We start from the raw sequence: 24240 nt of genomic DNA, 5'->3' as shown, positions 1-24240 counted from the left end.
ACATCCTCACTGTCAGGCGCGCAGGCTGATCGTCTCGCCGCGCTGCACGGTGCGCACGCGGCCAGGCAGCTCCCGGCGGCCGACCTCGGCGACAAAGTCCCCGAGGGGGCTCCTGAACCTGTCGTAGTCGTCGTAGTGCACCGGGACGGTGACCGGCGGCTTCAGCAGCTCGACCAGGTCGGCGCCCTGCCGCGCGTCCATCGTGACGGTGAGCCCGAGCGCCTTCGTGCCGCCGAGGTGCGGGATGAGCACGTCCAGCGGGCCGCAGCGTTCCAGGACCTCGCCGAGGAAGGGGCGGTAGAGCGTGTCCCCGCTGACGTAGCCCCGCCAGCTCACCTCGCCGTCGCCACCGATCAGCTCGAGCACGCTGCCCATCACCTGCGGCAGCAACCTGGCCAGCGGTCCGGGGCCGTGCACGCCGGGCACCGCGGTGATCCGCAGGGTGTCCGCGCCGCGGGTGAACTCGTGGGTCTGCCAGGGCTGCAAGTCCGCGGTGCCGGTGAAGCCGCGATCGGACAGGCACTGCGCCGCCTCCGACGTGGTCACCACCGGGGTCTCCTTCGGCAGCGACCTCGTCGCGATGTGGTCCCAGTGGTCGCCGTGCATGTGCGACAGCAGGATCCCGTCGAGCGCCGGCAGCTGGGTCGGCTGCAGCGCCGGCTCGGTCAGCCGCTTGGCGCGCAGGCCGTAGCCCAGGTGCGCCCTCTCGCCTCGGTGCAGGAAGTTGGGATCGGTCAGCAGGGTGAACCCGCCGATCCGCAGCAGCATCGTGGCGGTGCCGCCGAAGGTCATGGTCACGTCGTCCCCGGGCTGCCGCGCGTGGTCCGCCATGACCCGCGGCTACCCCGCCCGAGATCTGCACACTCGTGGGCTTCCGACCGCTGAGAGCCACGAGTGTGCAGATCTCGTGGAGGCATGGGTGCACTGGTAGACAGGCGGCGTGCCAGCACGCGCCATCGACGAGTCGTTCCTCGCACTCCCGCTGTCCGCGCTGACGGACGCCGCGCTCACGCGGGCGGTCGACCTCGGCTGCGAGCACGCCGCGATCAGGGTCGAGCGGATCCGCACCCAGACGATCGGCCTGCGCGACGCCCGCCCCGAGGCGATGACCGACGGCGAGGACCTGGGCCTGTCGGTCCGCGTGGTCCACGAGGGCACCTGGGGCTTCGCCGCCGGCGTCGTCCTCACCGCTGCGGAGGCGGTGCGGCTGGCCGAGGAGGCCGTTGCCGTCGCCACGGTGTCGGCGGCGATCAACACCGACCGCGTCGAGCTGGCGCCGGAGCCCGTGCACGACGGGTCCTGGGTGTCGGACTACGACGTCGACCCGTTCACCGTGCCGGACGCCGAGAAGACGGCGCTGCTCGTCGAGCTCTCCGAGCGGCTGCTGGCCGCCGACGGCGTCGAGCACGTGCAGACGTCGCTCATGGCGGTCAAGGAGCAGAAGTACTACGCCGACACCGCCGGCACCCGCACCCGCCAGCAGCGGGTCCGCATCCAGCCGGAGTTCACCGCGCTGACCGTCGACCGCGCCACCGGCTCGTTCGAGAGCATGCGCACCCTCGCCCCGCCCGCCGGCCGCGGCTGGGAGTACGTCACCGGCACCGGATGGGACTGGTCCCGCGAGCTGGCGGAGATCCCCGAGCTGCTCCGCGAGAAGACCAAGGCGCCCTCGGTCGAGCCGGGGCGCTACGACCTGGTCATCGACCCCTCGAACCTCTTCCTGACCATCCACGAGTCCATCGGCCACGCCACGGAACTGGACCGGGCGCTGGGCTACGAGGCCGCGTACGCCGGCACGTCGTTCGCCACGCCGGACAAGCTCGGCACCCTGCGGTACGGCTCCCCGCTCATGCACGTCACCGGCGACCGCACCGCCCGGCACGGGCTGGCCACCGTCGGCTGGGACGACGAGGGCGTCGCCGGGCAGCAGTGGGACATCGTCAGGGACGGCGTGCTCGTCGGCTACCAGGTCGACCGGAACATGGCCCGGATGCGCGGGATGCCGCGCTCCAACGGCTGCGCGTTCGCCGACTCCGCGGGGCACGTGCCCGTGCAGCGGATGGCCAACGTCTCGCTGCAGCCGTCCCCGGACGGGCCGAGCACCGAGGAGATCATCGCCGGGGTCGACCGCGGCATCTACGTCGTCGGCGACAAGAGCTGGTCGATCGACATGCAGCGGTACAACTTCCAGTTCACCGCCCAGCGGTTCTACCGGATCGAGGGCGGAAAGCTCGCCGGCCAGCTGCGCGACGTCGCCTACCAGGCGACGACGACGGACTTCTGGGGGTCGATGTCGGCCGTGGGCGGGCCGCAGACCTACGTCCTCGGCGGGGCGTTCAACTGCGGCAAGGCCCAGCCCGGGCAGGTGGCGCCGGTGAGCCACGGCTGCCCGACCGCGCGGTTCGACCAGGTCAACGTCCTCAACACCGTGCAGGAGGCCGGGCGATGAGCGGTGCGAGCGCCAGCGAGCGGACTGTGAGCATCGCAGCGAGCGCCAGCGAGCGAGGAGCGGAGCGATGAGATCGACGCCGCAGGAGCTCGTCGAGCAGGCGCTGGCCGCCTCGACCGCCGACGGCCAGATCGCCTACGTCGTCGAGCAGTCGCAGGCCAACCTGCGGTGGGCGTCCAACAGCCTCACCACGAACGGGGCGATGCGCTCGCGCACCGTCGTCGTCGTCTCGTTCGTCGACGGCGGAGCCGGCATGGCGGCCGGCTCGGTCACCCGGACCGGGACGCCGGACATCGCCGCCCTCGTCGAGGCCAGCGAGCACGCCGCGCGGGACGCCGGGCCCGCGGAGGACGCCGTCCCGCTGGTCTCCGAGCCGCCACCGCACGCCGGGGACTGGTCGGCCGACCCCGCGGAGACCTCCATCGAGGTGTTCGCCGACTTCGCCCCCGCGCTGGGCCAGGCCTTCGGGGAGGCCCGCGACCGGGACGACCTGCTCTTCGGGTTCGCCGAGCACACGATGAGCAGCACCTACCTCGGCAGCTCCACCGGGCTGCGGCTGCGGCACGACCAGCCGACGGGGCGCGTGGAGCTCAACGGCAAGAGCGCCGACTTCGCCCGCTCGGTGTGGGCCGGTGCGAGCACCCGCGACTTCCGGGACGTCTCGGTGGCCGATCTCGCCGCCGACGTGGAGCAGAAGCTGGGGTGGTCGCAGCGGCGCATCGAGCTGCCGGCCGGCCGCTACGAGACGCTCCTGCCGCCGTCGGCGGTGAGCGACCTGATGATCTACCTGTACTGGACGATGGAGGCCCGGGACGCCGACGAGGGGCGCAACGTCTTCGCCCGGGCCGGCGGCGGCAACCGCATCGGCGACCGGCTGGCCGAGCTGCCGCTGACGCTGCGCAGCGATCCCGGTGCTCCCGGGCTCGAGGCGACGCCCTTCCAGGTGGTGCCGGCGTCCTCGGGGGCCGCCTCGGTCTTCGACAACGGCCTGGCGGCCGCGCCGATCGAGTGGATCAGCGACGGCGTGCTCACCAACCTGGTCCGCCCGCGCTCCTGGGCGCTGAAGCAGACCGCACCGGCGACCGTCGCCGTCGACAACCTCATCCTCGAGGACCGCTCCGCGAGCGTCGGGGCGGAGGAGATGGTGGCGGCCACCGAGCGGGGGCTGCTGCTGACCACGCTCTGGTACATGCGGGAGGTGGACCCGCAGACCCTGCTGGTCACCGGCCTCACCCGCGACGGCGTCTTCCTCGTCGAGAACGGGGAGGTGACCGGCGCGGTGAACAACTTCCGGTTCAACGAGTCGCCGGTGGACCTGCTGGGCCGGACGGTGCAGGCCGGGCGCACCGAGCGCACGCTGCCGCGGGAGTGGAACGACTGGTTCACCCGGGCGGCGATGCCGATGCTGCGGGTGCCGGACTTCAACATGAGCTCGGTCTCGCCCGCGAGCTGACCGCACAACCGGCGACGGCCAGCGCTGGCGAGATGTGACGGCGACAGCCCGTGCAGATCGCCTTACCGTGGGTGTCGAAATCGGTGCGGCCGAAGGCTTTACCCCAGGACTCGTCCTGCCGAAACCTTCTGTAGCTCCTTCTTCCGCACACGCACACGGGCCCGGCTCTCCGGAACGGGCTGTCGAGGGGAGGACTCCGTGAGCAGGAGTCACAAGCCGTCCGTCTTCCAGATCGGCAAGGTCCGGGACGACGGCCACACCGTGGTCATCTCCGGCTGGGGCCTGGGCCTGTGCGCCGCCGCCTGCGCCTGCCACCGCCACCCGTCGGCCGGCAACCTGGCCATCGACGAGGACCAGGCCGGGGGACGGCTCGGGCTGGTCAGCCACACCGAGGGTGGCTGCGACTGCTGCGAGGCGTGGACGGCCGAGGAGCTCTCCGGGATCCTCCGCGACTTCCAGACCATCGCGGGCCTGCAGGCCCAGGAGCCGCTCGCCGGGTAAGACCCGGCCCTGCAAGGAACGCCACGAGGCCCCGCCGCATGCACCACCGCGGCGGGGCCTCGACGTGTCGGAGCACATCTCGCTCCGTCGCGTGGGACTCCTGCGGTTCCGGTGGCCGCTGTGCCACGTGTGGTGGACGAGGCATGCCAGTGGCTGCTGGACCGCGCGCCGCCGATCACGGGTCGACATCTCGTCCCTACGGTGCGTACCGACGCGCGACGAACAGTGCCCTTCCCCGGCACAGGCGCAGCTGATCGGAGGCCGATGGTGCAGTCCGCACGCACGACCCCGCGACGCCGGATCCGCGCCCTCCTCGCGACCGCCGCCGTGCTGGCCGCCGCGACCACGGGGGCGCTGGTTCCCTCGTCGGCCGGTGCCACGCCCGCGACGGCCGCCGAGGCGTCCCGGCTCGTGCAGGAGGCGGCGCAGGAGCTCACCGTCGTCGACGAGCAGTTGCACGAGGCCGAGCTCGCGGTCGCCGCCCAGCAGGAGGCAGCGCGGGTCGCCGCCGCGCACGCCGCCGAGGCCCAGGCGGCGCTCGCCGTCTTCGAGCCGCAGCTGCGCGCCATCGCCAAGAACGGCTACACCGGCAAGACCCAGTCGCGCGTGGCCGCGCTGCTCACCAGCGACAGCGCCGACGAGCTCGTCCAGCAGATGACCACCCTGGACCTCATCGCCGCGCACACCAACGCCGTCGTGTCGCAGGCGTCCGCCGCCCAGGTCGCCGCGGAGCAGGCGCAGGCCGCCGCCGACGAGGCCGCGGCCACCGCGGAAGCGGCCCTGCGTCAGGTGCAGGAGCAGCGCGCCGAGGTGCAGCGGCGGGCGTCGGCCTACCAGGCGGACTTCGCCCGGCTCTCGGCCGCCGAGCAGGCCCGCGTGACCACCGCGGTCGCCGGCCGGTCGCTCGACGCGCCGGCGGTCGCCGAGCTGCCGGTGGCACCGGGATCGGCGGCGGCGGTCGCGATCGCGACGGCGCTGGCCCAGGTGGGCACCCGCTACGCGGGCGGCGCCTCCGGACCCGATGCCTTCGACTGCTCGGGGCTCACCTCGTTCGCCTACGCCGCCGCCGGCGTCCGGCTGCCGCACTCGAGCCGGGCGCAGTCGCAGCTCGGCCGGCAGGTCTCCCGCGACGAGCTCCAGCCCGGTGACCTGGTCTTCTACTACACGCCGATCAGCCACGTCGCGCTCTACATCGGCAACGGGATGATCGTGCACGCGCGGACCTACGGGAAGCCGGTCGCGGTGACCAGCGTGGACCAGCGCGGCTACCGGTTCGGAGTGCGCCTCACCGGCTGAGCACACTCGGCTGCGTGAAAGCCCGGACGGTGCCGGACGCTCCGGCGACGCTGCGCCCTGACGCCGTCGGGTTCCGCGACACCCTGGTCATCGGGCTGGCGGCCACCTCGCCGGCCTACTCGCTGGCCGCCGTGCTGGGCCCGATCGTCGCGCTCGTGGGCGTGCACGCGCCCGGGGTCCTGCTGGTCTCCTTCCTGCCCATGCTGCTCATCGCGGGCGCGTTCGCGGCGCTCAACCGGGTGGACCCCGACTGCGGCACGACGTTCTCGTGGGTCACCCGGGCGCTGGGGCCCTGGGCGGGCTGGATCGCCGGCTGGGCGATCGCGATGACCGGCGTGCTCGTCCTGGGCTCGCTGGCCGAGGTGGGCGTGCGGTTCACCCTCCTGGCCGCCGGGCTGGGCGGGTGGGCGGAGTCCGGCCCGGTGGTGACGGCGTCGTCGGCGCTGCTCGTCGTCGTCATGGCCGCGATCTGCGTGCGGGGCACCGAGCTCTCCTCCCGGCTGCAGAACGGGTTGATCGTCGCGCAGACCGTCGCGCTGCTGGTGTTCGCCGTCGTCGCCCTGGTCCGCGGTCTCGGCGGCACCAGCCCGCTGGGCGGGCTGCAGCCGGAATGGGCGTGGCTGGACCCGTTCGGCGCCGGCGGGCCGGCGCTCACCGGCGGCCTGCTGCTGGGGGTGTTCGCCTACTGGGGCTGGGAGTCGGCGGTCAACCTCACGGAGGAGACCCGGGACCGGCGCCGGGCGCCGGGCCGGGCCGGCGTGTGGTCGACGGTGGTCCTGCTGGTCACCTACCTCGGCGTGGCGACGGCGGTCCTGGCCTTCGCGGGCACCGGCTTCCTCGCGGACCACGCCGACGAGGAGGAGGCGGTCCTCGGCCTGCTCTCGACGCAGGTGCTCGGCGGCTGGGACTGGGTGGTGCTCGCCGCCGTGGCCACCTCGGCGATCGCCTCCACGCAGACCACGATTATCCCGGCCTCGCGCACGGGCCTGTCGATGGCCCGCCGTGCGGCCCTCCCCCGCCGCTTCGCCTCGGTCTCCCCCGCCCACCGCACCCCCGACATCGCCACGTGGTGGGTCGCCGGCGTCGGCGTCGCCTGGTACCTCGGTGTCGGGCTGGTCAGCGAGAACGCGCTGTACGACTCGATCACCGGGCTCTCGCTGCTCATCGCGCTGTACTACGCGCTCACCGGCCTGGCCTGCGCCTTCCACTTCCGCCGGCGGCTGCTCCGGAGCGTGCGCGACCTCCTGCTGCTGGGCGTGGGGCCGCTGCTCGGCGCGGGCCTGCTCGCCTGGCTCCTGGTGCTCTCCGTGCGCGACCTGGCCGACGCCGGGAACTCCTACACCGGCCAGGCCTGGCTGGGCGTCGGGCCGCCGCTGGTGATCGGGGTGGGCGTGCTGGCCGCCGGCGTCGTCCTCATGCTGCTGTGGCGCCGCCGGGACGCCCGCTTCTGGACCGAGCGGGCCACCGTCGCGCCCGACGGTCAGTGGTAGGTGCGGCCCTCCCGCAGCATCTCGACCGCCACCGCGATCCGCTTCGCCCGCGTCGCCGCGGAGGCGGCGGTGAGCACGCGGTGGAGGACGGCGTAGCGGTTCTGGCCGTCGAGCGCGTCGAAGGCCGGCCGCACCCCGGCGGCGTCGAGCGCGGCGGCGAGGTCGTCGGGGACGGTGATGGTGGCCGGGCCGGCGTAGGCCCGATCCCACCGGCCGTCGGCCCGCGCCGCCTCGACGGCGGCCAGCCCGGCCGGGCGCATCCGGCCCTCCTCGATCAGCCGGGCCACCGTCTCGACGTTCTTCTGCGACCAGACGCTTCTCGCCCGGCGCGGGGTGATCCGCTGCACGTACCAGGTGTCGTCGAGCCGGTTGGCCCGCCCGTCGATCCAGCCGAAGCAGAGCAGCACCTCGACCATCCCCGCCCAGGCGATCGAGGGGATCCCGGTGCCCTTCTTGGCGATCTTCACGTAGAGGCCGGGCGCGGTGGCGTGGTTCTCCTCCAGCCACGCCTCCAGCGCCGCCTCGTCGGCGAACGGCAGGACGGGCAGGTCGGTGGGCTCGGACACGGCGACATCCTCCCTCCCGGTGCTGACGGTTTCGGGATCGTCGCCCGCGGCTACCGCGGAGCGGGTGCCCGCACGGTGCGGCGCGAGGACGGAGGGCGGCGGTGGCGGACCAGGAGCCGGGTCCCGCGGTGGTGTGGCTGGTGCGGCACGGCGAGAGCGTCGGCAACCTGGCCGACGCGCACGCCCGGCGGTCCGGTGCGGGGCGGCTGGACCTCGACATCCGCGACCCCGACGTCCCCCTGTCCGACACCGGCCGCGCCCAGGCCGAGGCGCTGGGCAGGTGGCTGGCCGCGCTGCCGGCCGACGAGCGCCCGACGGCGGTGCTCAGCTCCCCGTTCGAGCGCGCGCTGACCACCGCGCGGCTGGCGACGGCGGACCTGGGGCTGCGGGTGCGCGTCGACGAGCGGCTCCGGGAGCGCGACTTCGGCGCCTTCGACCGGATGACCGGCGACGGCATCCGCGAGCAGTTCCCCGACGAGGCGGCCCGCCGCGACCTGCTCGGCAAGTTCTACTACCGCCCCCCGGGCGGCGAGAGCTGGGCCGACGTCGCCCTGCGCATCCGCAGCCTGCTGGCCACCGAAGCGCTGCGGCACGACTGCGAGCGGCTGGTGGTCGTCGCCCACCAGGCGGTGGTCATGGTCTTCCGCTACGTGCTGGAGGAGCTCACCGAGCAGGAGCTGCTCGAGGCCGACCGCGAGGAGCAGGTGGCCAACGCGTCGATCACCCGGTACGAGCGCGAGGAGTCCGGCGACTTCCGGCTGGTCGTCTTCAACGAGGTGGACCACCTGGTCGCCGAGCACGAGGACGTCACGGAGGAGCCCGATGCAGCCCCGCAGCCCTGACCCCACGACGGTCACCCCCGAGCTGCTGCGGCGCTGGCCCCTGCCCGAACCCACCGGCGACAAGAACGCCCGCGGCTCGATCCTGGTCATCGGCGGCAGCACCGAGACCCTCGGCGCGGTGCTGCTGGCCGCGGAGGCGGCGATGCGGGCGGGCGCGGGGAAGCTCCAGGTGGCCACCGTCGCGACGATGGCGCCGCACGTGGCGACCGCGCTGCCCGAGGCGCTGGTCCGGGCCCTCCCGCAGACCGACGGCGGGGCGATCGCGCCGGAGGCGGCCGACGTCGTCCGCGACCTGGCCGAGGCGGCCGACGCCGTCCTCATCGGCCCGGGCATGGGGGACAAGGCGGCCACCCAGGGGTTCGGCGAGCGGCTGCTGCCGCACTTGCGCGGCCCGCTCGCGCTGGACGCGCTCGGGCTGGCGGTGGTCACCGCGGACGAGGGCTGCGTGCACCACCTCGAGGGGCGGGTGGTGCTCACCCCGAACCCGACCGAGGCCGCCTACTCGCTGCACGTCCCGGAGGACCAGGTGGACGCCGATCCTGCGGCGGCCGCCGCCGACCTCGCCGGCCGCACCCGGGCCGTGGTCGGGCTGGGCGGCGCGACGTCCTGGATCGCGACCCCCGAGGGAGCGCTCTGGCGCGACGAGAGCGGCAACGCCGGCCTCGGCGTCTCCGGCTCCGGGGACGTGCGCGCCGGCATCACCGGTGGCCTGCTGGCGCGGGGGGCGGAGCCCGCGCAGGCGGCGGTGTGGGCGGCCTGGACGCACGGCCGCACGGGGGAGCGGTTGGCGTCGTCGGTGGGCCGGTCGGGGTACCTCGCGCGCGAGCTCCCGGGGGAGGTTCCACGCGCCCTGGCGGAGGTGGCGAACTGACCTCTCCACCGGCGCGCGTACCTTGATCCTTCGTCGTCGTTGAGCAATGCGGAGGATCGGGTGCACGTGGACGTGCCTGCCAAGGTGCAGGAGATCTATGCCGAGGTGCTCCGGCGCAACCCCGGTGAGGCCGAGTTCCACCAGGCCGTGCACGAGGTGCTGGAGTCCCTCGCTGTCGTCCTGAGCCGGCACAGCGAGTACGCCGAGATGAAGACGATCGAGCGGATCTGCGAGCCCGAGCGGCAGATCATCTTCCGCGTGCCGTGGCAGGACGACCGCGGGCAGGTGCAGATCAACCGCGGGTTCCGCGTCGAGTTCAACTCCGCGCTCGGTCCCTACAAGGGCGGCCTGCGGTTCCACCCGTCGGTGAACCTGGGCATCGTCAAGTTCCTCGGCTTCGAGCAGATCTTCAAGAACGCCCTGACCGGCATGCCGATCGGCGGCGGCAAGGGCGGCTCGGACTTCGACCCCAAGGGCCGCTCGGACGCCGAGGTGATGCGGTTCTGCCAGTCGTTCATGACCGAGCTCTACCGGCACCTCGGCGAGTACACCGACGTCCCGGCCGGCGACATCGGCGTCGGCGCGCGGGAGATCGGCTACCTGTTCGGCCAGTACAAGCGGATCACCAACCGCTACGAGTCCGGCGTCCTCACCGGCAAGGGCCTGGGCTGGGGCGGGGCGCTCGTGCGCACCGAGGCCACCGGCTACGGGGCGGCGTTCTTCGCCGACGAGATGATGAAGGCCCGAGGCGACGCGTTCGACGGCAAGCGGGTCGTGATCAGCGGCTCGGGCAACGTCGCCGTCTACGGCATCGAGAAGGTGCACCAGCTCGGCGGCCTGGTGATCGCGTGCTCGGACTCCAGCGGCTACGTCGTCGACGAGAAGGGCATCGACATCGACGTCCTCAAGCAGGTCAAGGAGACCGAGCGCGGCCGGATCAGCTCCTACGCCGAGCGGCGGGACAGCGCGCACTTCATCGCCGGCGGCAGCATCTGGGACGTCCCGTGCGACGTCGCCATGCCCAGCGCCACGCAGAACGAGCTCGACGGCGCCGGCGCCCGGGCGCTGGCCCGCAACGGCTGCCAGTACGTCGTCGAGGGGGCGAACATGCCGGCGACGCCCGAGGCCGTCTCGCTCTTCCGCGCCGCGGGCATCGGCTTCGCGCCGGGCAAGGCCGCCAACGCCGGCGGGGTCGCGACCTCGGCGCTGGAGATGCAGCAGAACGCGTCGCGCGACCGGTGGAGCTTCGAGCAGAGCGAGAGCAAGCTCGAGGAGATCATGCGCGGCATCCACACCCGCTGCCACGAGACGGCGCAGGACTACGGCGCCCCCGGCGACCTCGTGCTCGGCGCCAACGTGGCCGGCTTCCTCGACGTCGCGCAGGCAGTGCACGCGCACGGCCTGATCTAGTGACCGAGCCGGCCGGGCGCACGGCGGCGGAGATCTTCGTCGCCGACTTCGAGCGCCGGAGCGGGAGCCGGCCGCTGCACGCACTGCGCGTGGCCGGAGCGTTCGTCGGCAGCCTGTTCCAGGGGTTGCTGCCGCTCCCCGCGGTGCACGACGTGGTCGTCCGCCGTCGCGACGACGGCGCCGAGGTGGCGCGCATCCCCGTGGAGAACCCGGATCTGCCGGGCGACACCCTGCGCTTCGTCACCGACGAGCTGGCGTCCCGCGGACCGGAGGAGTTCCTCGCCGAGTGGAGCCGGCGGCCGTGAGCGGTGCCCCGGCTGCCGGCTGCCCGGGCGGCTGTGCTGGGGTGCAGGGGTGACGGACGACTTCATCGGCGCCCTGGACTTCGGCACGCCCGCGATCGACGACGAGGCGTGGGTCGCACCGACCGCGGTGGTCGTGGGCGCGGTGACCATGGGTCCGCGCTCGAGCATCTGGTATGGCGCCGTGGCCCGGGCCGACGCCGAGGTCATCGAGATCGGCGCCGACACCAACATCCAGGACGGCTGCACGCTGCACTCCGACCCGGGCTTCCCGCTGGTCGTGGGGGAGCGCGTGTCGGTGGGCCACCGCGTCGTGCTGCACGGCTGCCGCATCGACGACGACGTGCTCGTCGGCATGGGCAGCGTGATCATGAACGGCGCGCACATCGGTTCGGGATCGATCGTCGCGGCCGGCGCCGTCGTCACCCAGGGCAAGGTCTTCCCGCCGCGCTCGCTGATCGGCGGCGTCCCGGCGAAGGTGATGCGCGAGGCCACCGACGACGACCAGCTGCACATCCGGTACAACGCCAAGGCCTACAGCGAGCGGCTCGACTCCGCCCGCAAGGTGCGCCGGCTCGAGCGCTGAGGGCGGGCCCCGCTCAGCCGCTGAGGAGCTCGGACAGCAGGGCCCCGACCTCGTCGACCTCGACGAGGAAGCCGTCGTGCCCGTACGGGGACCGGATCAGCCGCAGCGGCACCCCGAGCGCGTCGGCGACCCGCCGCTGCTGCGCCGGCGGGTAGAGCCGGTCGCTGTCGATGCCGGCGACGGCGGTGCGCGCGGTCACCCGGGCCAGCGCCGCCTCGACACCCCCGCGACCGCGGCCCACGTCCCAGGAGTTCATCGCCTCGGTGAGCACGACGTAGCTACCGGCGTCGAACCGCGCGGCCAGCTTGGCGCCGTGGTGGGCGAGGTAGGAGGCGACGGCGTAGCGGCCGTCCTCCTGCACCGCCGAGCCGAACCGGGCGTCCAGCTCCAGCGCGCTGCGGTAGGTGAGGTGGGCGATGCGCCGGGCGACGTCGAGGCCGTCGACCGGGGGCGCGCTCGCCGGGTAGTCCCCGCCGGCCCAGCGCGCGTCGGCGCGGATGGCGGCCTGCTGCGTCGTCTGGGTGCCGATCTGGTCGCCGCTGGAGACGGCGCTGGAGGCCAGGAAGAACAGCGTGCCGACCCGTTCCGGCATCGCCACCGCCCACTCCAGGGCGCGCATCCCGCCCATCGACCCGCCGACGACGCAGGCCCAGCGGTCGATGCCCAGCGCGTCGGCCAGCGCGGCCTCGACCCGCACCTGGTCGCCGACCGTCACCTCGGGGAAGCGGCTGCCCCACCGCGCGCCGTCCGGGGCGGTCGAGGACGGCCCCGTCGTGCCCTGGCAGCCACCGAGCACGTTGGCGCACACGACGAACCACCGGTCGGTGTCCACCGGGCGCCCCGGCCCCACGATGCCCTCCCACCAGCCGGCGGTCGGGTGGCCGGGGCCGGCGGGGCCCACGACGTGGCTGTCGCCGGTCAGCGCGTGCTCGACGAGGACGGCGTTGCCGCCGTCCTCGTCGAGGGTGCCCCACGTCTCGTAGGCCACGCGGACCGACGGCAGCTCGCCGCCCCGCTCCAGGGCGAGGGCGGGCAGGTCCAGGAAGAGCCGGTCACCGACCGGATCGCCCTCGACCCACCCGCCCATGCCCGTCCGCGCTCTGCTGTCCGACGCGTCAGGCCGACTTGGCGGCCCGGAAGCCGGCCTCGAGGTCGGCGATGATGTCCTCGATGCCCTCCAGGCCGACGGCCAGGCGCACCAGGCCCGGGGTGACGCCGGTGGTCAGCTGCTCCTCGGGGGTCAGCTGCGAGTGCGTGGTCGAGGCCGGGTGGATGACCAGCGAGCGCACGTCGCCGATGTTGGCCACGTGGCTGTGCAGTTCGAGGGCGTCCACGAACTTCTTGCCCGCCTCCACGCCGCCGTGCAGCTCGAAGGTGAGGACCGCGCCGGCTCCCTTGGGGGCGTACTTCTGCGCGGCCGCGTGCCAGCGCGAGGACGGCAGGCCGGGGTAGTTGACCCAGTCGACGGCGTCGTGGTTCTCGAGCCACTCGGCCACCCGCTGGGTGTTCTGCACGTGCCGGTCCATGCGCAGCGACAGCGTCTCGATCCCCTGGATCACGAGGAAGGCGTTGAACGGGGAGACGGCGGGGCCGAGGTCGCGCAGCAGCTGCACGCGGGCCTTGAGCGCGAACGCGGGGGCACCGAGGTCGGCGAAGACCGCACCGTGGTAGCTGGGGTCGGGCTCGGTGAAGCCGGGGAACCGGCCGCTGCGCCAGTCGAAGGTGCCGCCGTCCACGATCAGGCCGGCGACCACCGTGCCGTGGCCGGACAGGTACTTGGTGGCCGAGTGGACGACGACGTCGGCGCCGTGCTCCAGCGGCCGGATGAGGTACGGCGTCGCGATGGTGTTGTCGATCATCAGCGGCACGCCGTTGCGGTGCGCGACCTCGGCGACCGCCTCGATGTCGAGGATGTCGCCCTTCGGGTTGCCGATGCTCTCGGCGAAGAACGCCTTGGTGTTGTCCTGCACCAGCCGCTGCCAGTTCTCCGGGTCGTCGGGGTCCTCGACGAAGGAGACGGTGATGCCGAGCTTGGGCAGCGAGTGGTGCAGCAGGTTGTAGGTGCCGCCGTACAGCGACGCCGAGGCGACGACGTGGTCGCCGGAGTTGGCCACGTTGAGGATGGCCAGCGTCTCCGCGGCCTGGCCGCTGGCGACCGCGAGTGCGGCGACGCCACCCTCGAGCGAGGCCACGCGCTGCTCGAGCGCGTCCTGCGTCGGGTTCATGATCCGGGTGTAGATGTTGCCCATCTCCGCCAGCGCGAACAGGTCGGCGGCGTGCTGGCTGTCGCGGAACTGGTACGCGGTGGTCGCGTAGATCGGCAGTGCGCGGGCGCCCGTGGTGGGGTCGGGGCTGGTGCCCGCGTGGATCTGCCGGGTCTCGAAGCTCCAGCTCTGGGGATCGCTCATGTGCGCCGTCTCCTCTCGTTCGGGAGGCCCCGCGGCGCACGGGAGCTCCGTCCTTGCCTTCGCGGCGGGCGCCGCGACAGCCGGCTCTTCCCCTGGAGCACCTCAGACGGAGTAGAGGTTGCCGGGCAGTCAGCCAGGTGCTTCGCACTGCCTCTCGTGAGCCGTCCCGATCTTAGGCACGCGCGATGTCGCAGGTGACACATGGGTCCCATGATGATCAGCGAACCTGACCACTAGACGTCCTCCCTCGTGGTCGACGGTGAGGGAGGACGCCGAACGGTCAGGTTCGCTGATCATTCCGGGAGCCGCGGTCAGGGGGTCGGCGTCGCGTCGTCCGGATCGGTGGTCGGCTCCGGCCCGGTCGTCGTCGTCGGCGCCTCCGTGGTCGGTTCCGACGGCGACGTGGTGGTGCTCGGCGGGCTGGTCGTCGTCGGCGCCTCGGTGGTGGTCCCGTCCGGGTCGTCGGTCGGGGTCGGCTCGGTGGACGTCTCGGTGGGCGTCTCGGTCGGGGTCGGCTCCGAGGGCTGCACCGGCGCCTCGACGTCGCTGGTGCCGCCCGTCGGCCTCGACCCGCCGCCCTGCTCCTCGGGCCGCACGTTGAGGTAGAGCAGCCCGATCGCCAGGAAGAGCACCACCAGGATCACCGTCGAGGTGCGCGCGCGGCCGAGGTGGTCGGGCAGCTTCCCCCACGGCCACCAGCCGCGCGAGGACCCGGCCCCGCCCTCGGCCGGCTCCGTGTGCACGTCCGGTTCGGGGACGCCGGGCCGGATCACCTCGGTCGCGCGCGCGTCGTCGCGGGCCGCCTCGCCGCTCGGCGTGCTCATGCGTCCTCCCCCTCGCGCACGGTCCGGGACGTCTCCTCGTCGGCGGACACCGGCGGCGGCGTGACCTTCATGCCCTGGTCCCGGAGGGCGACGATGATCCGGACGCGCAGCTCACGGCCCACCTCGAACTGCTTGCCGGGCAGCGTGCGGGCCACCATGCGGACGTTGACCTCGTCCAGCCCGAGGCTCTCGACGCCCATGACCGTGGGTGGGTCCAGCAGCAGCGGGCGCAAGGCGGGGTCGCGGAAGGCCTCGCGGCCGACCTCGCGGAGCACCTCGTTGACCCGGTTGACGTCGGCGCCGCTGGGCACCGGCACGTCGACGACCGCCCGCGCCCAGTCCCGGGACAGGTTGGTCACCTTGACGATCTGCCCGTTGGGCACCGTCACCACCTCGCCGTCGGACGAGCGGACCCGGGTCACCCGCAGCGTCACGTCCTCGACGATGCCCTCGGCCGGGTCGCCGCCCCCGACCACCTGGATGGCGACGACGTCGCCGAAGCCGTACTGCCGTTCGGTGATGATGAAGAACCCGGCCAGCACGTCACCGACGATGCGCTGGGCGCCGAAGCCCAGCCCCACGCCGAGGACGGTGGCCGGCGCGACCAACCCGGTGATCGGCACGCCCAGCCGCTCGAGGACGAAGAACACCGCGACCGTGTAGATCAGGACGACCGCCGTCCAAGTGATCACCTGGGTCAGCGAGTGCCGGTGCTTGGCCGCCTCGGACCGCACCAGCGCGTCGCCACCGGTCGACCGGGCGTCGATGCGGTCGGTCACCCGGCCGCCGGCCCATCCGACGAACCGGGCGAGCAGCACCGACCCGAGGATGATCAGCACCACCTCGAGCCCTCGCCCGGACAACCAGTCCAGGAGATCTCTCAGTGCGTCGCCCACGAACGGTTCCTCCTCCTCGGTGTGGTGCAGGCCCACCCTGCGGTGGCTCGCGGCGGCTCGCCAACCGGGCTCACCGCGGCTCGACGAACAGCGACTGGCTGGAGCGGCCGATCGCGCCCTCAGCATCGAACAGGACGGCGGAGCACTGCGCGGCGCCGCGGTCGCCCACGACGGTGGTGGCGTCCATGCCGAGCCACTCCCCCCGCGGCGGCCGGTGGAGGCCCACGGAGAGGTCGACGTTCGCGAACGTGGCCGACCCCCAGTCGAGGACGGCGGAGATGCCGCTGGCCGCGTCGGTCATCACGAGCAGGTGCTCCAGGGGCGTGATCGGCTCGCCCTCGACCAGCGTGCACGCCGGGCGGGTCCAGGCCGCCGCCGGGCCCGGCGCGTTGAAGCTGCCCTGCGCGAACCGCCACTCGAGCGCGCGGTGGTAGGCGACATCGCTGCTGAAGAAGCCCGGCGTCTCCCGCCGGCTGTCCTCGACACCGGCGGGCGCGGGGTGCGGCGCCTCGGGGGCCGCGCCCTCGACCGCGGCGGGGAGCCCGTCGGTGCGGGTGCGCATGCGCCAAGCCGACAGCCGCATGAGCGGCCGCTCGTCGCCGGCGTCCAGCACGGCCTCGACCAGTTCCACGCGGCGGCCCGGCCGCACGAGCCGGGTGGCGATGCGCACCGGACCGACCGGCACCGGTCCGAAGATGTCGTAGGTCAGCCGCACGGTCTGCCCACCATCGATCCCGCCCGCCCGCTCGGCGGCCCGGGCGAGCAGCGCCGCGGGTGGCCCCGCGTGCTGCAGTCCCCGGTCCCACGGGCCGATGGTGAGGGCCGTGGCGGTGAACCCGTCGTCGGTCGGCAGGTACAGGGCGCTGGGCAGCTCCATGCCGGCCAGTCTGGCCGGTGGGTCCGCAGGCCCTCCGCGCGGACCACCCGGTCGGGCGAGCCGGGCGGTGCGGGGGCCGCTTCGGTTTGCCGGATGCGCCGGATCTGCGGACCGTGTACCCCGACGACAGCACGCCGCAGCCCGCGCGGCACCCCTCGGGAGAAGCAGGAGAGACGCCGCGCACCGGCGTCGTACCGACCAGTGACCAGAGCCGACCGAACCGCCCTGTCACGACGGCGCCACCGCGTGCACCCCGCCCTGGCCGAACCGCCGCAGCGCGCGGAGGACGAGGGCGGCCTGGACAAGGTCGTCTTCGGGATCTCCGGGGTGCTCGCCCTGGCGTTCGTCGCCTGGGGCCTGATTGTGCCGGAGAACCTGGGCGACACCAGCAGTTCGGCCCTGAGCTGGATCGAGCGGAACCTGGGGTGGTTCTTCGTCCTGCTCGCGACCGGCGTCGTCCTGTTCGTCCTGTGGTTGGCGCTGAGCCAGTACGGGCGCATCCCGCTGGGACGCGACGGCGAACCGCCGGAGTTCCGCACCATCAGCTGGATCGCGATGATGTTCAGCGCCGGGATGGGCATCGGGCTGATGTTCTTCGGCGTGGCCGAGCCGCTGGCGCACTACGTCTCCCCGCCGCCGGGCACCGTGGCCGGTGAGACCGACGAGGCCGTCACCACCGCCATGGCCACGACGTTGTTCCACTGGACCCTGCACCCGTGGGCCCTCTACGCCCTGGTGGGGCTGGCCGTGGCCTACGGCACCTACCGGCGCGGCCGCTCGCAGCTGCTGTCCGCGGCGTTCACGCCCCTGTTCGGCCGCCGGGCGACCGAGGGCCCCATCGGCACGGTGATCGACGTCCTCGCGATCTTCGCCACGCTGTTCGGCACCGCCGCGTCGCTCGGCCTGGGCGCGCTGCAGATCGGCAGCGGGCTGGAGATCATCGGCTGGATCGGCGAGGTGGGCAACGCGGTCACGATCGCGGTCATCGCGGTGCTGACGGCGGCGTTCGTGGCCTCGGCGTTCTCCGGGATCGCCCGCGGCATCCAGTGGTTGTCCAACATCAACGTGGCGCTCGCGCTGCTCCTCGCGGTCTTCGTCTTCGTCGTCGGCCCCACGGTGCTGATCCTCAACCTGGTGCCGACGGCGCTGGGGACGTACTTCTCCGACCTGGCCGACATGACCGCCCGCACCGAGGCCATCGGCGGCGACGCCATGGCCGAGTGGCTCTCCGGCTGGACCGTCTTCTACTGGGCGTGGTGGATCTCCTGGACGCCGTTCGTCGGCGTGTTCATCGCACGGATCAGCAGGGGCCGCACGGTCCGCGAGTTCGTCGCCGGCGTGCTGCTCGTGCCCAGCGTGGTCACCCTCTTCTGGTTCGCGATCTTCGGCGGCTCGGCCATCTCCACCCAGCAGGGCGGGGTGGACCTGGCCGGTGAGGGCAGCGAGGAGGCCCAGCTGTTCGGGCTGCTCGAGACCCTGCCCTGGACCGGGGTCATGACCGTGCTCGTGATGCTGCTGGTCGGCATCTTCTTCGTCACCGGGGCCGACTCCGCCTCGATCGTCATGGCCGCGCTGTCGGAGCGCGGCCGCCGTGAGCCGAGCTCGCGCCTGGTCGTCTTCTGGGGCGTCGTCACCGGTGGGGTGGCGGCGGTGATGCTGCTCTCGGGCGGCGACGTCGGACTCCAGGGCCTGCGGAATCTGACCATCATCGGCGCGCTGCCGTTCGCGCTCGTGATCGCGGGCCTGGCGGCGTCGCTGCTCAAGGACATGCGCCGGGACCCGCTGGTGCTGCGCCGGGCGGCGGCTGTGGAGGCGGTCCAGCAGGCCGTGGTGGAGGGGATCACCCGGCACGGGGACGACTTCGAGCTGGCCGTCCGGCCGTCCGGCAACGGGAGCGCCGCACCGGAGACGCGGACCGACGACCCGCCGGGATGACCGGCGAGGCACGGGCTCAGCGCAGCCGGCGCACCGGCACGACCATCGGCGTCCCCACCACGGGGTCGGGCACGATCCGGGCCTCGAGGTCGAAGACGTCGGCGAGTAGGGGCTCGGTCAGCACCTCGGCCGGCGTCCCGGAGGCGACGAGGGCGCCGTCCTTCATGGCCACCAGCCGGTGGGCGTAGCGTGCGGCCAGGTTGAGGTCGTGCAGGACGACGACGACGGTGCGCCCCCGCTCGTCGTGCAGCCGCGCGACCAGTTCGAGCACGTCGATCTGGTGAGCGAGGTCGAGGTAGGTCGTGGGCTCGTCCAGCAGCAGCAGGTCGGTGCCCTGCGCCAGCGCCATGGAGATCCAGGCACGCTGCCGCTGACCGCCCGACAGCGCGTCGACGGGTCGGTCGGCGAGCCCGGCCAGGTCGGTCCACTCCAGGGCCTCCGCCACCACCGCCTCGTCGTCGCGGGACCACTGCCGCAGCCACGACTGGTGCGGGTGCCGGCCCCGCGCGACCAGGTCGGCGACCGTGAGCCCCTCGGGCGCGAGCGGCGACTGCGGCAGCAGGCCGAGCACCTTGGCCACCTCGCGGGTCGGTGTCCGGGCGATCGCGCGCCCGTCGAGCAGGACCTGACCCGCGCTGGGGCGCAGCAGCCGGCCGAGCGCACGCAGCAGCGTGGACTTGCCGCACCCGTTCGGGCCCACGATCGCCGTGAAGGACCCCTCGGTCAGCTCGAGGTCCAGGTCGTCGACCACCACCTGCTCGTCGTAGGCGAGGCGGAGGTGCTCGGCGGCCAGCCGGACCCGTGCCTTCCGGGTGGTGCCGAGCAGGGGGGCAGCGGTGTCGGTCACAGCGTGGATCGCCGCCTTCCGCGGATCAGGAGCCAGAGTAGGTAGGGGGCGCCGATGACGGCGGTGAGGATGCCGACGGGGAGCGCCACCGGCAGGACGGTGCGGGTGACCAGGTCGGCGCCGACGACGAGGACGGCGCCGAGCAGCCCCGAGGCCAGCAGCGGCGGCCGCGAGCCGCCGGTGAGCCGGATGGCGACCTGGGGGACGACGAGCGCGACGAAGGTGATCGGCCCGGCGGCGGCGACGGCTCCGGCGGTGAGCACCACCGCGAGCAGCACCACGGCCGCCTGGGCGGCCTGCAGCCGCACGCCGAGACCGCGCGCGGTGTCGTCGCCGAACTGCAGGACCCGCAGCGACCGGCCCGTCGCCAGCGACAGCGGCAGGAGGACCGCCAGGGCCAGGGCCAGCGGGACCGCCTGGTCCCAGGTGCGGGCGTTGAGCGAGCCGGTGATCCAGACGTAGGCCGCGGCGGCGTCGTAGATCTCGGCGTTGGTGAGCATCCAGTCGACCAGGGCGCTGCCCATCGCCCACAGGGCGATGCCGACGAGCACGAGCCGGTAGCCGTCGATCCCCGAGCGCCAGGCGAGCAGGAAGAGCAGCACGCCGGTGGCGAGTGCGCCCCCGAGGGCGGCGAGCGGGACGCCGAAGCCACCCAGCGCGGCGCCGATCGACGTCCCGCCGCTGAGCACGATCGCGGCCACCGCGCCGACCGAGGCGCCCATCGTGACGCCGAGCGTGTCCGGGGAGGCGAGCGGGTTGCGGGCGAAGGTCTGGAACAGCGCGCCGGCGACGCCGAGGGCCAGGCCGACGAGCAGCCCGACGATCACCCGGGGCGCGCGCAGCTGCAGGACGATGAAGTTCTGCGGCCCCTCGCCGAGGCCGGCGAGCGTGCGCAGGACGTCGAGGATGCCGATCGGGTAGTCGCCGCGGCCGATGCTCAGCGCGGAGACGAGGACCAGCACCACGAGGGCGGCCAGCGGGACGAGCACCTGCCGCCAGCGCAGCACCATCGACGCCGGGCCGATCCGGACCGCGGTGCGGCCAGGCGGCCGGCCGACCGGGCGCTCGAGCGTGGCGCTCACGAGGACTCCTCGCTGGCGCTCGTCGCCCACGTGAGCGGTGCTGCTGTGCTCATCGGTGAGCTCGCAAGCTCGCTCACAAGGTCACCGTCCGGCGGCGGCGCACGAGCGCGATGAAGAACGGCGCACCGACCAGCGCGAGCACGATGCCGACCTGCAGCTCGCCGGGCCGGGCGAGGACGCGGCCGAGCACGTCGGCGGTGAGCAGGAGGGCGGCGCCGAGCAGGCCGGAGCACGGGACCAGCCAGCGGTGGTCCGGCCCGGTGAGGGCGCGGACGACGTGCGGCACGACCAGGCCGACGAACGCGATGGGGCCGCACGCCGCGGTCGCCGCCCCGCACAGCAGGGTGATCGCGGCCAGGCCGACGGCGCGGGCCAGCCAGATGCGCTGTCCCAGGCCGCGGGCGACGTCCTCGCCGAGCCCCAGCAGGTCGAGGGCCGGCGCGTTGGCCAGCGCCAGCACGACGCCGACGGCGATGAAGGGCGCGACCTGCCAGGCGACCTCCGCTCCCCGGCCGGCCAGGGCGCCGACCTGCCAGAAGCGGAAGGAGTCCAGCGTCTGCTGGTCGCTGACCACGATCGCCCGCACCAGCGCGTAGAGCAGCGCCGAGAGCGCCGCGCCCGCCAGCGCGAGGGTCACCGGGGTGGCGCCGCCCCGCCCGGTCGAGCCGATGGCGTACACCAGCACCGTGCCGGTGAGCGCTCCGGCGAAGGCGAACCACACGTAGCCCGCGGGCGTGGTGACGCCGAGGAAGGCGATCGACACGACCACCGCGAGCGAGGCGCCGGCGGTGACGCCGAGCAGTCCCGGGTCGCCCAGGGGGTTGCGGGTGTGGCCCTGCATGAGCGCGCCGGCCATGCCGAGCGCGGCCCCGACCATCAAGCCGAGCACCGTCCGCGGCACCCGGAGCTGCCGGACGATGACGGCGGCCTCGCTGGTCGGATCGCCGTCCGTCAGCGCCCGCCAGACCTCGCCGAGCCCGAGCTGCCGGGTGCCGACGGCGATGCTGGCCAGCGCGGCGGCGCCGACCAGGAGGAGCAGCGCGACGAGAACCGCCAGCCGGCGGCCGCGGGCCGTGCCGCGCGCACGGCGCGGCACGGCGACCGCGACCCGCTCCGGGACGTCGGCCGTGCTGGTCACGGGCGACTCCCAGGCGGACGGCGATGTTGCTAAGGCTTACCTTAGCGACCGACCGGCCGACGGCGGGAGCGCGTCAGGCGGACAGGTGGGCGGAGCCGCGTGCTCCCGTCTCGCGTGGGCGGCGTCCCTGGTCGGGGAGCACCGTCCAGCGGGCCCAGTCCTCGTCCGACACGCTGATGATGGAGGCCGCCAGCCCGGCCATGGCCACCACCAGCAGCGCCGCGGTGACGACGCTGAGCAGCTGGGTCCACGCGAAGAACGTGCCGACGACGGCGACCAGCAGGACGACCGGCACCCAGATCGGCGCGGCGCCCCGCTGCAGGAAGAGCCCGATCGCCAGCAGCACCAGGCCGAGCATCAGGAACACCAGGAAGCCGATGAAGAACACGATCGCCCAGCCGCTGTCCTCGACCGCCTCGGTCACGTCCACCATGGCGGCGGCGTCGAGGGTGCGGACGCCCACGGCGTCGATCACGTTGATGGGGAAGACGCCGGCCATGAAGACGGCACCGACCAGCGCCATGCCGGCCCCGACCTGGGCGAGGGTGATGCGCGGGCCCCGCAGCAGGTGGATCACGCCGACCAGGCCGACGGCGGTCAGCACGGCGCCCACGAGGGTGAGGAAGCCGGCCAGCTGGTAGCGCTCCGCACCGGCGGCGACCTCGGCGAGGTACTCCTCGGTGTCGTCGGACCACGCCGGGTCCACCGCGGAGGAGGCGAGCAAGCAGGCCGGGCCGAGGACCAGGCAGGTCGCTGCGAGCAAACGGGAGAACGTCCGGGCGTCGGTGTGCGCCGGCGGCGACGACGAGTTCGTGGACATGGCGTCCTCTCAGGGCGGGGGTCGGACTACCGGAACCGTGGCGCACGGAGGTCTGTGCGCGCCCCAGGGAAATCCCTAGGCTTTCGGCTCCCCGCCCCGACGGAGGACGTCGATGTCCTCGATCCACGCGCTCGTGCCGCCGCCACGGTCCTCGTCGGCCCGGAGCCCGCTCGAGCAGGGCATCGAGCAGGGCATCGCCCGGCTGAGGAGCGACGACCTGCCGGGCGCCGTGCGCGACCTGCTGGCACCGGCCCGCCGGAACCAGCCGCTCCGGCTCCGCCTGCCACGCCCTCGGCCACCTCGCCCACGCGGAGTTCCTGCTGGGCGACTGGGACGACGCCTTCGCCCACAGCGACCTCGCCGCCGCCCTCGCCGACGACGCCGGGATCGTCCGGACGCAGGCGTTCCTGCACGCCGTCGCCACTCTCGTGCCGTCGTGCCGCGGTGACCGCGCCGTGACGCGGACGCACCTGACCGGGGCCCGCTCGGCGGCCGGGCGCACCGGGGACGCGGCCGACCGTGCGGTCGCCGCCTGGGCGGCCGCGCAGGTGGCCTGGGCCGCAGGTGAGCCGGGCGAGGTGCTCCCCGCCGTGGAGGTCCTGGCGGCCGGTCCGGGTGACGCGTCCGGGCACCTGCCGTGGCGGGAGCTCCGTGCCGACGCCCTGGTCGCGCTGGGTCGGGTGGTCGAGGCGGAGGCGGCAATCGGCGACCTGGAGCGCGCGGCGGACGAGCGCGGACGGCGGTCGATGCTCGCGGCGGCGCGGGTGCTGCGCGGCCGGCTGGCCGCCCGGCGGGGGGACGACGCGCCGGCGGTCGCGGACTACCGCGAGGGTGCCGCCCTGTTCGCCGAGCTGCGGATGCCCTTCCCCCGGGCAGCGGCCGAGGCGGCGCTCGGGGCGCAGCTGCGGCGCAGGGGATGCCGGACAGAGGCCCTGGCCCTGCTGACCGCGGCCCGGCAGACGTTCGCGCGGCTGGGTGCGGTCACTTTCGTCGGACGCGTGGACCGCGAGGTCGTGGCCTGCGGAGGCAGCCGGACAGGGGACTGCTCCGTGCTGACCCCGCAGGAGAGCCAGGTCGCGCGCCTCGTGGCGGACGGCCTGACCAACCGGCAGGTCGCCGAGGAACTCGTCGTCAGCGTCAAGACCGTCGAGTACCACCTCGGGCACGTCTTCGCGAAGCTCGGGATGCGCTCCCGGGCTCAGCTGGCGGCCACCCTGGCCCGGTCCGCCGGCCCCTGACCGACGCCGCGGTCAGCCCAGCGTCGACTCGATCGCCGCGCGCACCTCCGGCGCGTCGGGCGTCGTCATGGGCCGGAAGCGGGCGACGACGTCGCCACTGCCCGGTCAAGCCCAGGGGCGTGGTGTCTGACGGCTACCGCGTGATCTTCGGTTCGGTCAGGCGCTGAGCGCCGGAATCGTCGTCTCTGCTGTCACCTCCTGCGCGTCAGCGGTGTCGGTGACTGGGCGGAGGCGGCAGCGGGCGAGGACGTCGAGGCCGAGGTAGCGGCGGCCTTCGGTCCACTCGTCGTGCTGCTCGGCCAGCACGGCACCAACGAGCCGGATGAGAGCGTCGCGGTCGGGGAAGATGCCGACCACGTCGGTGCGGCGGCGGATCTCCCGGTTGAGCCGCTCGGAGGTTATCTTGAGC

General features: G+C 73.8%; 24 protein-coding genes and 1 riboswitch. Of the genes, 12 read left to right on the top strand and 12 right to left on the bottom strand.

Going from position 1 to position 24240, the window contains the following annotated elements; translation table 11 throughout:
• Positions 1 to 12: 12 nt before the first annotated feature.
• Entirely contained in the window at positions 13 to 831 is an 819-nt protein-coding gene (locus A6V29_RS01680; RefSeq protein ID WP_137158670.1) for an MBL fold metallo-hydrolase, read from the bottom strand.
• A gap of 109 nt (positions 832 to 940) precedes the next feature.
• Here A6V29_RS01680 and A6V29_RS01675 point away from each other — a divergent pair, with 109 nt between their 5' ends.
• From A6V29_RS01675 to A6V29_RS01655, 5 genes are all read left to right on the top strand, one after another.
• A complete protein-coding gene (locus A6V29_RS01675; RefSeq protein WP_137158669.1) occupies positions 941 to 2449 on the top strand; it encodes a TldD/PmbA family protein in 1509 nt (502 codons plus the stop codon).
• Between the two features lie 67 nt (positions 2450 to 2516).
• Positions 2517 to 3902 carry a metallopeptidase TldD-related protein gene (locus A6V29_RS01670; protein ID WP_137158668.1) on the top strand — a complete coding sequence of 462 codons (1386 nt, stop codon included), beginning with the start codon at positions 2517 to 2519 and terminating at the stop codon, positions 3900 to 3902.
• 198 nt (positions 3903 to 4100) lie between these two features.
• A complete protein-coding gene (locus A6V29_RS01665) occupies positions 4101 to 4403 on the top strand; it encodes a hypothetical protein (RefSeq protein WP_137158667.1) in 303 nt (100 codons plus the stop codon).
• A gap of 264 nt (positions 4404 to 4667) precedes the next feature.
• The gene (locus A6V29_RS01660) at positions 4668 to 5699 is read left to right on the top strand and encodes a C40 family peptidase (protein ID WP_137158666.1); all 1032 of its coding nucleotides are present in this window, start codon (positions 4668 to 4670) and stop codon (positions 5697 to 5699) included.
• Between the two features lie 14 nt (positions 5700 to 5713).
• Positions 5714 to 7189, top strand: coding sequence for an APC family permease (locus tag A6V29_RS01655; RefSeq protein ID WP_249932923.1), 1476 nt, complete (start codon positions 5714 to 5716; stop codon positions 7187 to 7189).
• On the opposite strand, the gene A6V29_RS01650 is transcribed toward A6V29_RS01655, so the two are convergent.
• On the bottom strand, positions 7180 to 7755 hold the full coding sequence (locus A6V29_RS01650) for a YdeI/OmpD-associated family protein (protein WP_137158665.1): 576 nt from the start codon (positions 7753 to 7755) through the stop codon (positions 7180 to 7182). The two genes, A6V29_RS01655 and A6V29_RS01650, sit on opposite strands and share 10 nt — an antisense overlap.
• A 101-nt stretch (positions 7756 to 7856) precedes the next feature.
• Between A6V29_RS01650 and A6V29_RS01645 the strand changes: the two genes are divergently transcribed.
• From A6V29_RS01645 to A6V29_RS01625, 5 genes are all read left to right on the top strand, one after another.
• A complete protein-coding gene (locus A6V29_RS01645) occupies positions 7857 to 8597 on the top strand; it encodes a histidine phosphatase family protein (protein WP_137158664.1) in 741 nt (246 codons plus the stop codon).
• The gene (locus A6V29_RS01640; RefSeq protein WP_137158663.1) at positions 8578 to 9468 is read left to right on the top strand and encodes an NAD(P)H-hydrate dehydratase; all 891 of its coding nucleotides are present in this window, start codon (positions 8578 to 8580) and stop codon (positions 9466 to 9468) included. The genes A6V29_RS01645 and A6V29_RS01640 overlap by 20 nt, the downstream gene beginning before the upstream one ends.
• 66 nt (positions 9469 to 9534) lie before the next feature.
• Positions 9535 to 10878 carry an NADP-specific glutamate dehydrogenase gene (gdhA, locus tag A6V29_RS01635; RefSeq protein WP_137158662.1) on the top strand — a complete coding sequence of 448 codons (1344 nt, stop codon included), beginning with the start codon at positions 9535 to 9537 and terminating at the stop codon, positions 10876 to 10878.
• On the top strand, positions 10878 to 11183 hold the full coding sequence (locus A6V29_RS01630) for a hypothetical protein (RefSeq protein WP_137158661.1): 306 nt from the start codon (positions 10878 to 10880) through the stop codon (positions 11181 to 11183). The genes gdhA and A6V29_RS01630 overlap by 1 nt, the downstream gene beginning before the upstream one ends.
• A 49-nt stretch (positions 11184 to 11232) precedes the next feature.
• Entirely contained in the window at positions 11233 to 11766 is a 534-nt protein-coding gene (locus A6V29_RS01625) for a gamma carbonic anhydrase family protein (protein ID WP_137158660.1), read from the top strand.
• A 13-nt stretch (positions 11767 to 11779) separates the two neighbouring features.
• On the opposite strand, the gene metX is transcribed toward A6V29_RS01625, so the two are convergent.
• The 5 genes from metX to A6V29_RS01600 form a co-directional block, all read right to left on the bottom strand.
• Positions 11780 to 12853, bottom strand: a complete 1074-nt coding sequence (gene metX / locus A6V29_RS01620; RefSeq protein ID WP_137158659.1) for a homoserine O-acetyltransferase MetX — start codon at positions 12851 to 12853, stop codon at positions 11780 to 11782.
• A 28-nt stretch (positions 12854 to 12881) separates the two neighbouring features.
• On the bottom strand, positions 12882 to 14174 hold the full coding sequence (locus A6V29_RS01615) for a bifunctional o-acetylhomoserine/o-acetylserine sulfhydrylase (RefSeq protein WP_137158658.1): 1293 nt from the start codon (positions 14172 to 14174) through the stop codon (positions 12882 to 12884).
• Positions 14175 to 14218: 44 nt separating this feature from the next.
• Positions 14219 to 14336: riboswitch (SAM riboswitch) on the bottom strand.
• Between the two features lie 149 nt (positions 14337 to 14485).
• Positions 14486 to 14998 (bottom strand): Rv3103c transmembrane domain-containing protein, encoded by a 513-nt coding sequence (locus A6V29_RS01610; protein ID WP_137158657.1) that lies wholly within the window; start codon positions 14996 to 14998, stop codon positions 14486 to 14488.
• Entirely contained in the window at positions 14995 to 15894 is a 900-nt protein-coding gene (locus tag A6V29_RS01605) for a mechanosensitive ion channel family protein (RefSeq protein WP_249932922.1), read from the bottom strand. Before A6V29_RS01605 ends, A6V29_RS01610 begins: the two co-directional genes overlap by 4 nt.
• 70 nt (positions 15895 to 15964) lie before the next feature.
• Positions 15965 to 16771 (bottom strand): thioesterase family protein, encoded by an 807-nt coding sequence (locus A6V29_RS01600; RefSeq protein WP_137158655.1) that lies wholly within the window; start codon positions 16769 to 16771, stop codon positions 15965 to 15967.
• A 246-nt stretch (positions 16772 to 17017) separates the two neighbouring features.
• Here A6V29_RS01600 and A6V29_RS01595 point away from each other — a divergent pair, with 246 nt between their 5' ends.
• A complete protein-coding gene (locus A6V29_RS01595) occupies positions 17018 to 18706 on the top strand; it encodes a BCCT family transporter (protein ID WP_249932921.1) in 1689 nt (562 codons plus the stop codon).
• 16 nt (positions 18707 to 18722) lie between these two features.
• On the opposite strand, the gene A6V29_RS01590 is transcribed toward A6V29_RS01595, so the two are convergent.
• The 4 genes from A6V29_RS01590 to A6V29_RS01575 all read right to left on the bottom strand — a co-directional run bounded on the left by A6V29_RS01590 (position 18723) and on the right by A6V29_RS01575 (position 22593).
• Positions 18723 to 19553 carry an ABC transporter ATP-binding protein gene (locus tag A6V29_RS01590; protein ID WP_249932920.1) on the bottom strand — a complete coding sequence of 277 codons (831 nt, stop codon included), beginning with the start codon at positions 19551 to 19553 and terminating at the stop codon, positions 18723 to 18725.
• Positions 19550 to 20635, bottom strand: a complete 1086-nt coding sequence (locus A6V29_RS01585) for a FecCD family ABC transporter permease (protein ID WP_249932919.1) — start codon at positions 20633 to 20635, stop codon at positions 19550 to 19552. The genes A6V29_RS01590 and A6V29_RS01585 overlap by 4 nt, the downstream gene beginning before the upstream one ends.
• 73 nt (positions 20636 to 20708) lie before the next feature.
• Positions 20709 to 21773, bottom strand: a complete 1065-nt coding sequence (locus tag A6V29_RS01580; protein ID WP_137158653.1) for a FecCD family ABC transporter permease — start codon at positions 21771 to 21773, stop codon at positions 20709 to 20711.
• A 73-nt stretch (positions 21774 to 21846) separates the two neighbouring features.
• On the bottom strand, positions 21847 to 22593 hold the full coding sequence (locus A6V29_RS01575; protein WP_137158652.1) for a hypothetical protein: 747 nt from the start codon (positions 22591 to 22593) through the stop codon (positions 21847 to 21849).
• Positions 22594 to 23048: 455 nt separating this feature from the next.
• Here A6V29_RS01575 and A6V29_RS01570 point away from each other — a divergent pair, with 455 nt between their 5' ends.
• Positions 23049 to 23831, top strand: coding sequence for a helix-turn-helix transcriptional regulator (locus tag A6V29_RS01570; RefSeq protein ID WP_137158651.1), 783 nt, complete (start codon positions 23049 to 23051; stop codon positions 23829 to 23831).
• Positions 23832 to 23987: 156 nt separating this feature from the next.
• On the opposite strand, the gene A6V29_RS01560 is transcribed toward A6V29_RS01570, so the two are convergent.
• On the bottom strand, positions 23988 to 24240 hold a 253-nt coding region (locus tag A6V29_RS01560; protein WP_170977645.1), incomplete at its 5' end, for a transposase.

Origin of the sequence: Blastococcus sp. CCUG 61487, assembly GCF_005222955.1 — a bacterium.
In the GTDB taxonomy this organism is placed as follows: Bacteria; Actinomycetota; Actinomycetes; order Mycobacteriales; family Geodermatophilaceae; genus Blastococcus.
This window is presented reverse-complemented; position numbering and strand designations above follow the sequence as displayed.

Excerpts from the sequence above, each read along its gene's own strand:
- A6V29_RS01680 (WP_137158670.1), bottom strand. The coding sequence starts at position 831 with ATGGCGGACCACGCGCGGCAGCCCGGGGACGACGTGACCATGACCTTC.
- A6V29_RS01670 (WP_137158668.1), top strand. The coding sequence starts at position 2,517 with ATGAGATCGACGCCGCAGGAGCTCGTCGAGCAGGCGCTGGCCGCCTCG.
- A6V29_RS01660 (WP_137158666.1), top strand. The coding sequence starts at position 4,668 with ATGGTGCAGTCCGCACGCACGACCCCGCGACGCCGGATCCGCGCCCTC.
- A6V29_RS01640 (WP_137158663.1), top strand. The coding sequence starts at position 8,578 with ATGCAGCCCCGCAGCCCTGACCCCACGACGGTCACCCCCGAGCTGCTG.
- metX (WP_137158659.1), bottom strand. The coding sequence starts at position 12,853 with ATGGGCGGGTGGGTCGAGGGCGATCCGGTCGGTGACCGGCTCTTCCTG.
- A6V29_RS01615 (WP_137158658.1), bottom strand. The coding sequence starts at position 14,174 with ATGAGCGATCCCCAGAGCTGGAGCTTCGAGACCCGGCAGATCCACGCG.
- A6V29_RS01610 (WP_137158657.1), bottom strand. The coding sequence starts at position 14,998 with ATGAGCACGCCGAGCGGCGAGGCGGCCCGCGACGACGCGCGCGCGACC.
- A6V29_RS01600 (WP_137158655.1), bottom strand. The coding sequence starts at position 16,771 with ATGGAGCTGCCCAGCGCCCTGTACCTGCCGACCGACGACGGGTTCACC.
- A6V29_RS01575 (WP_137158652.1), bottom strand. The coding sequence starts at position 22,593 with ATGTCCACGAACTCGTCGTCGCCGCCGGCGCACACCGACGCCCGGACG.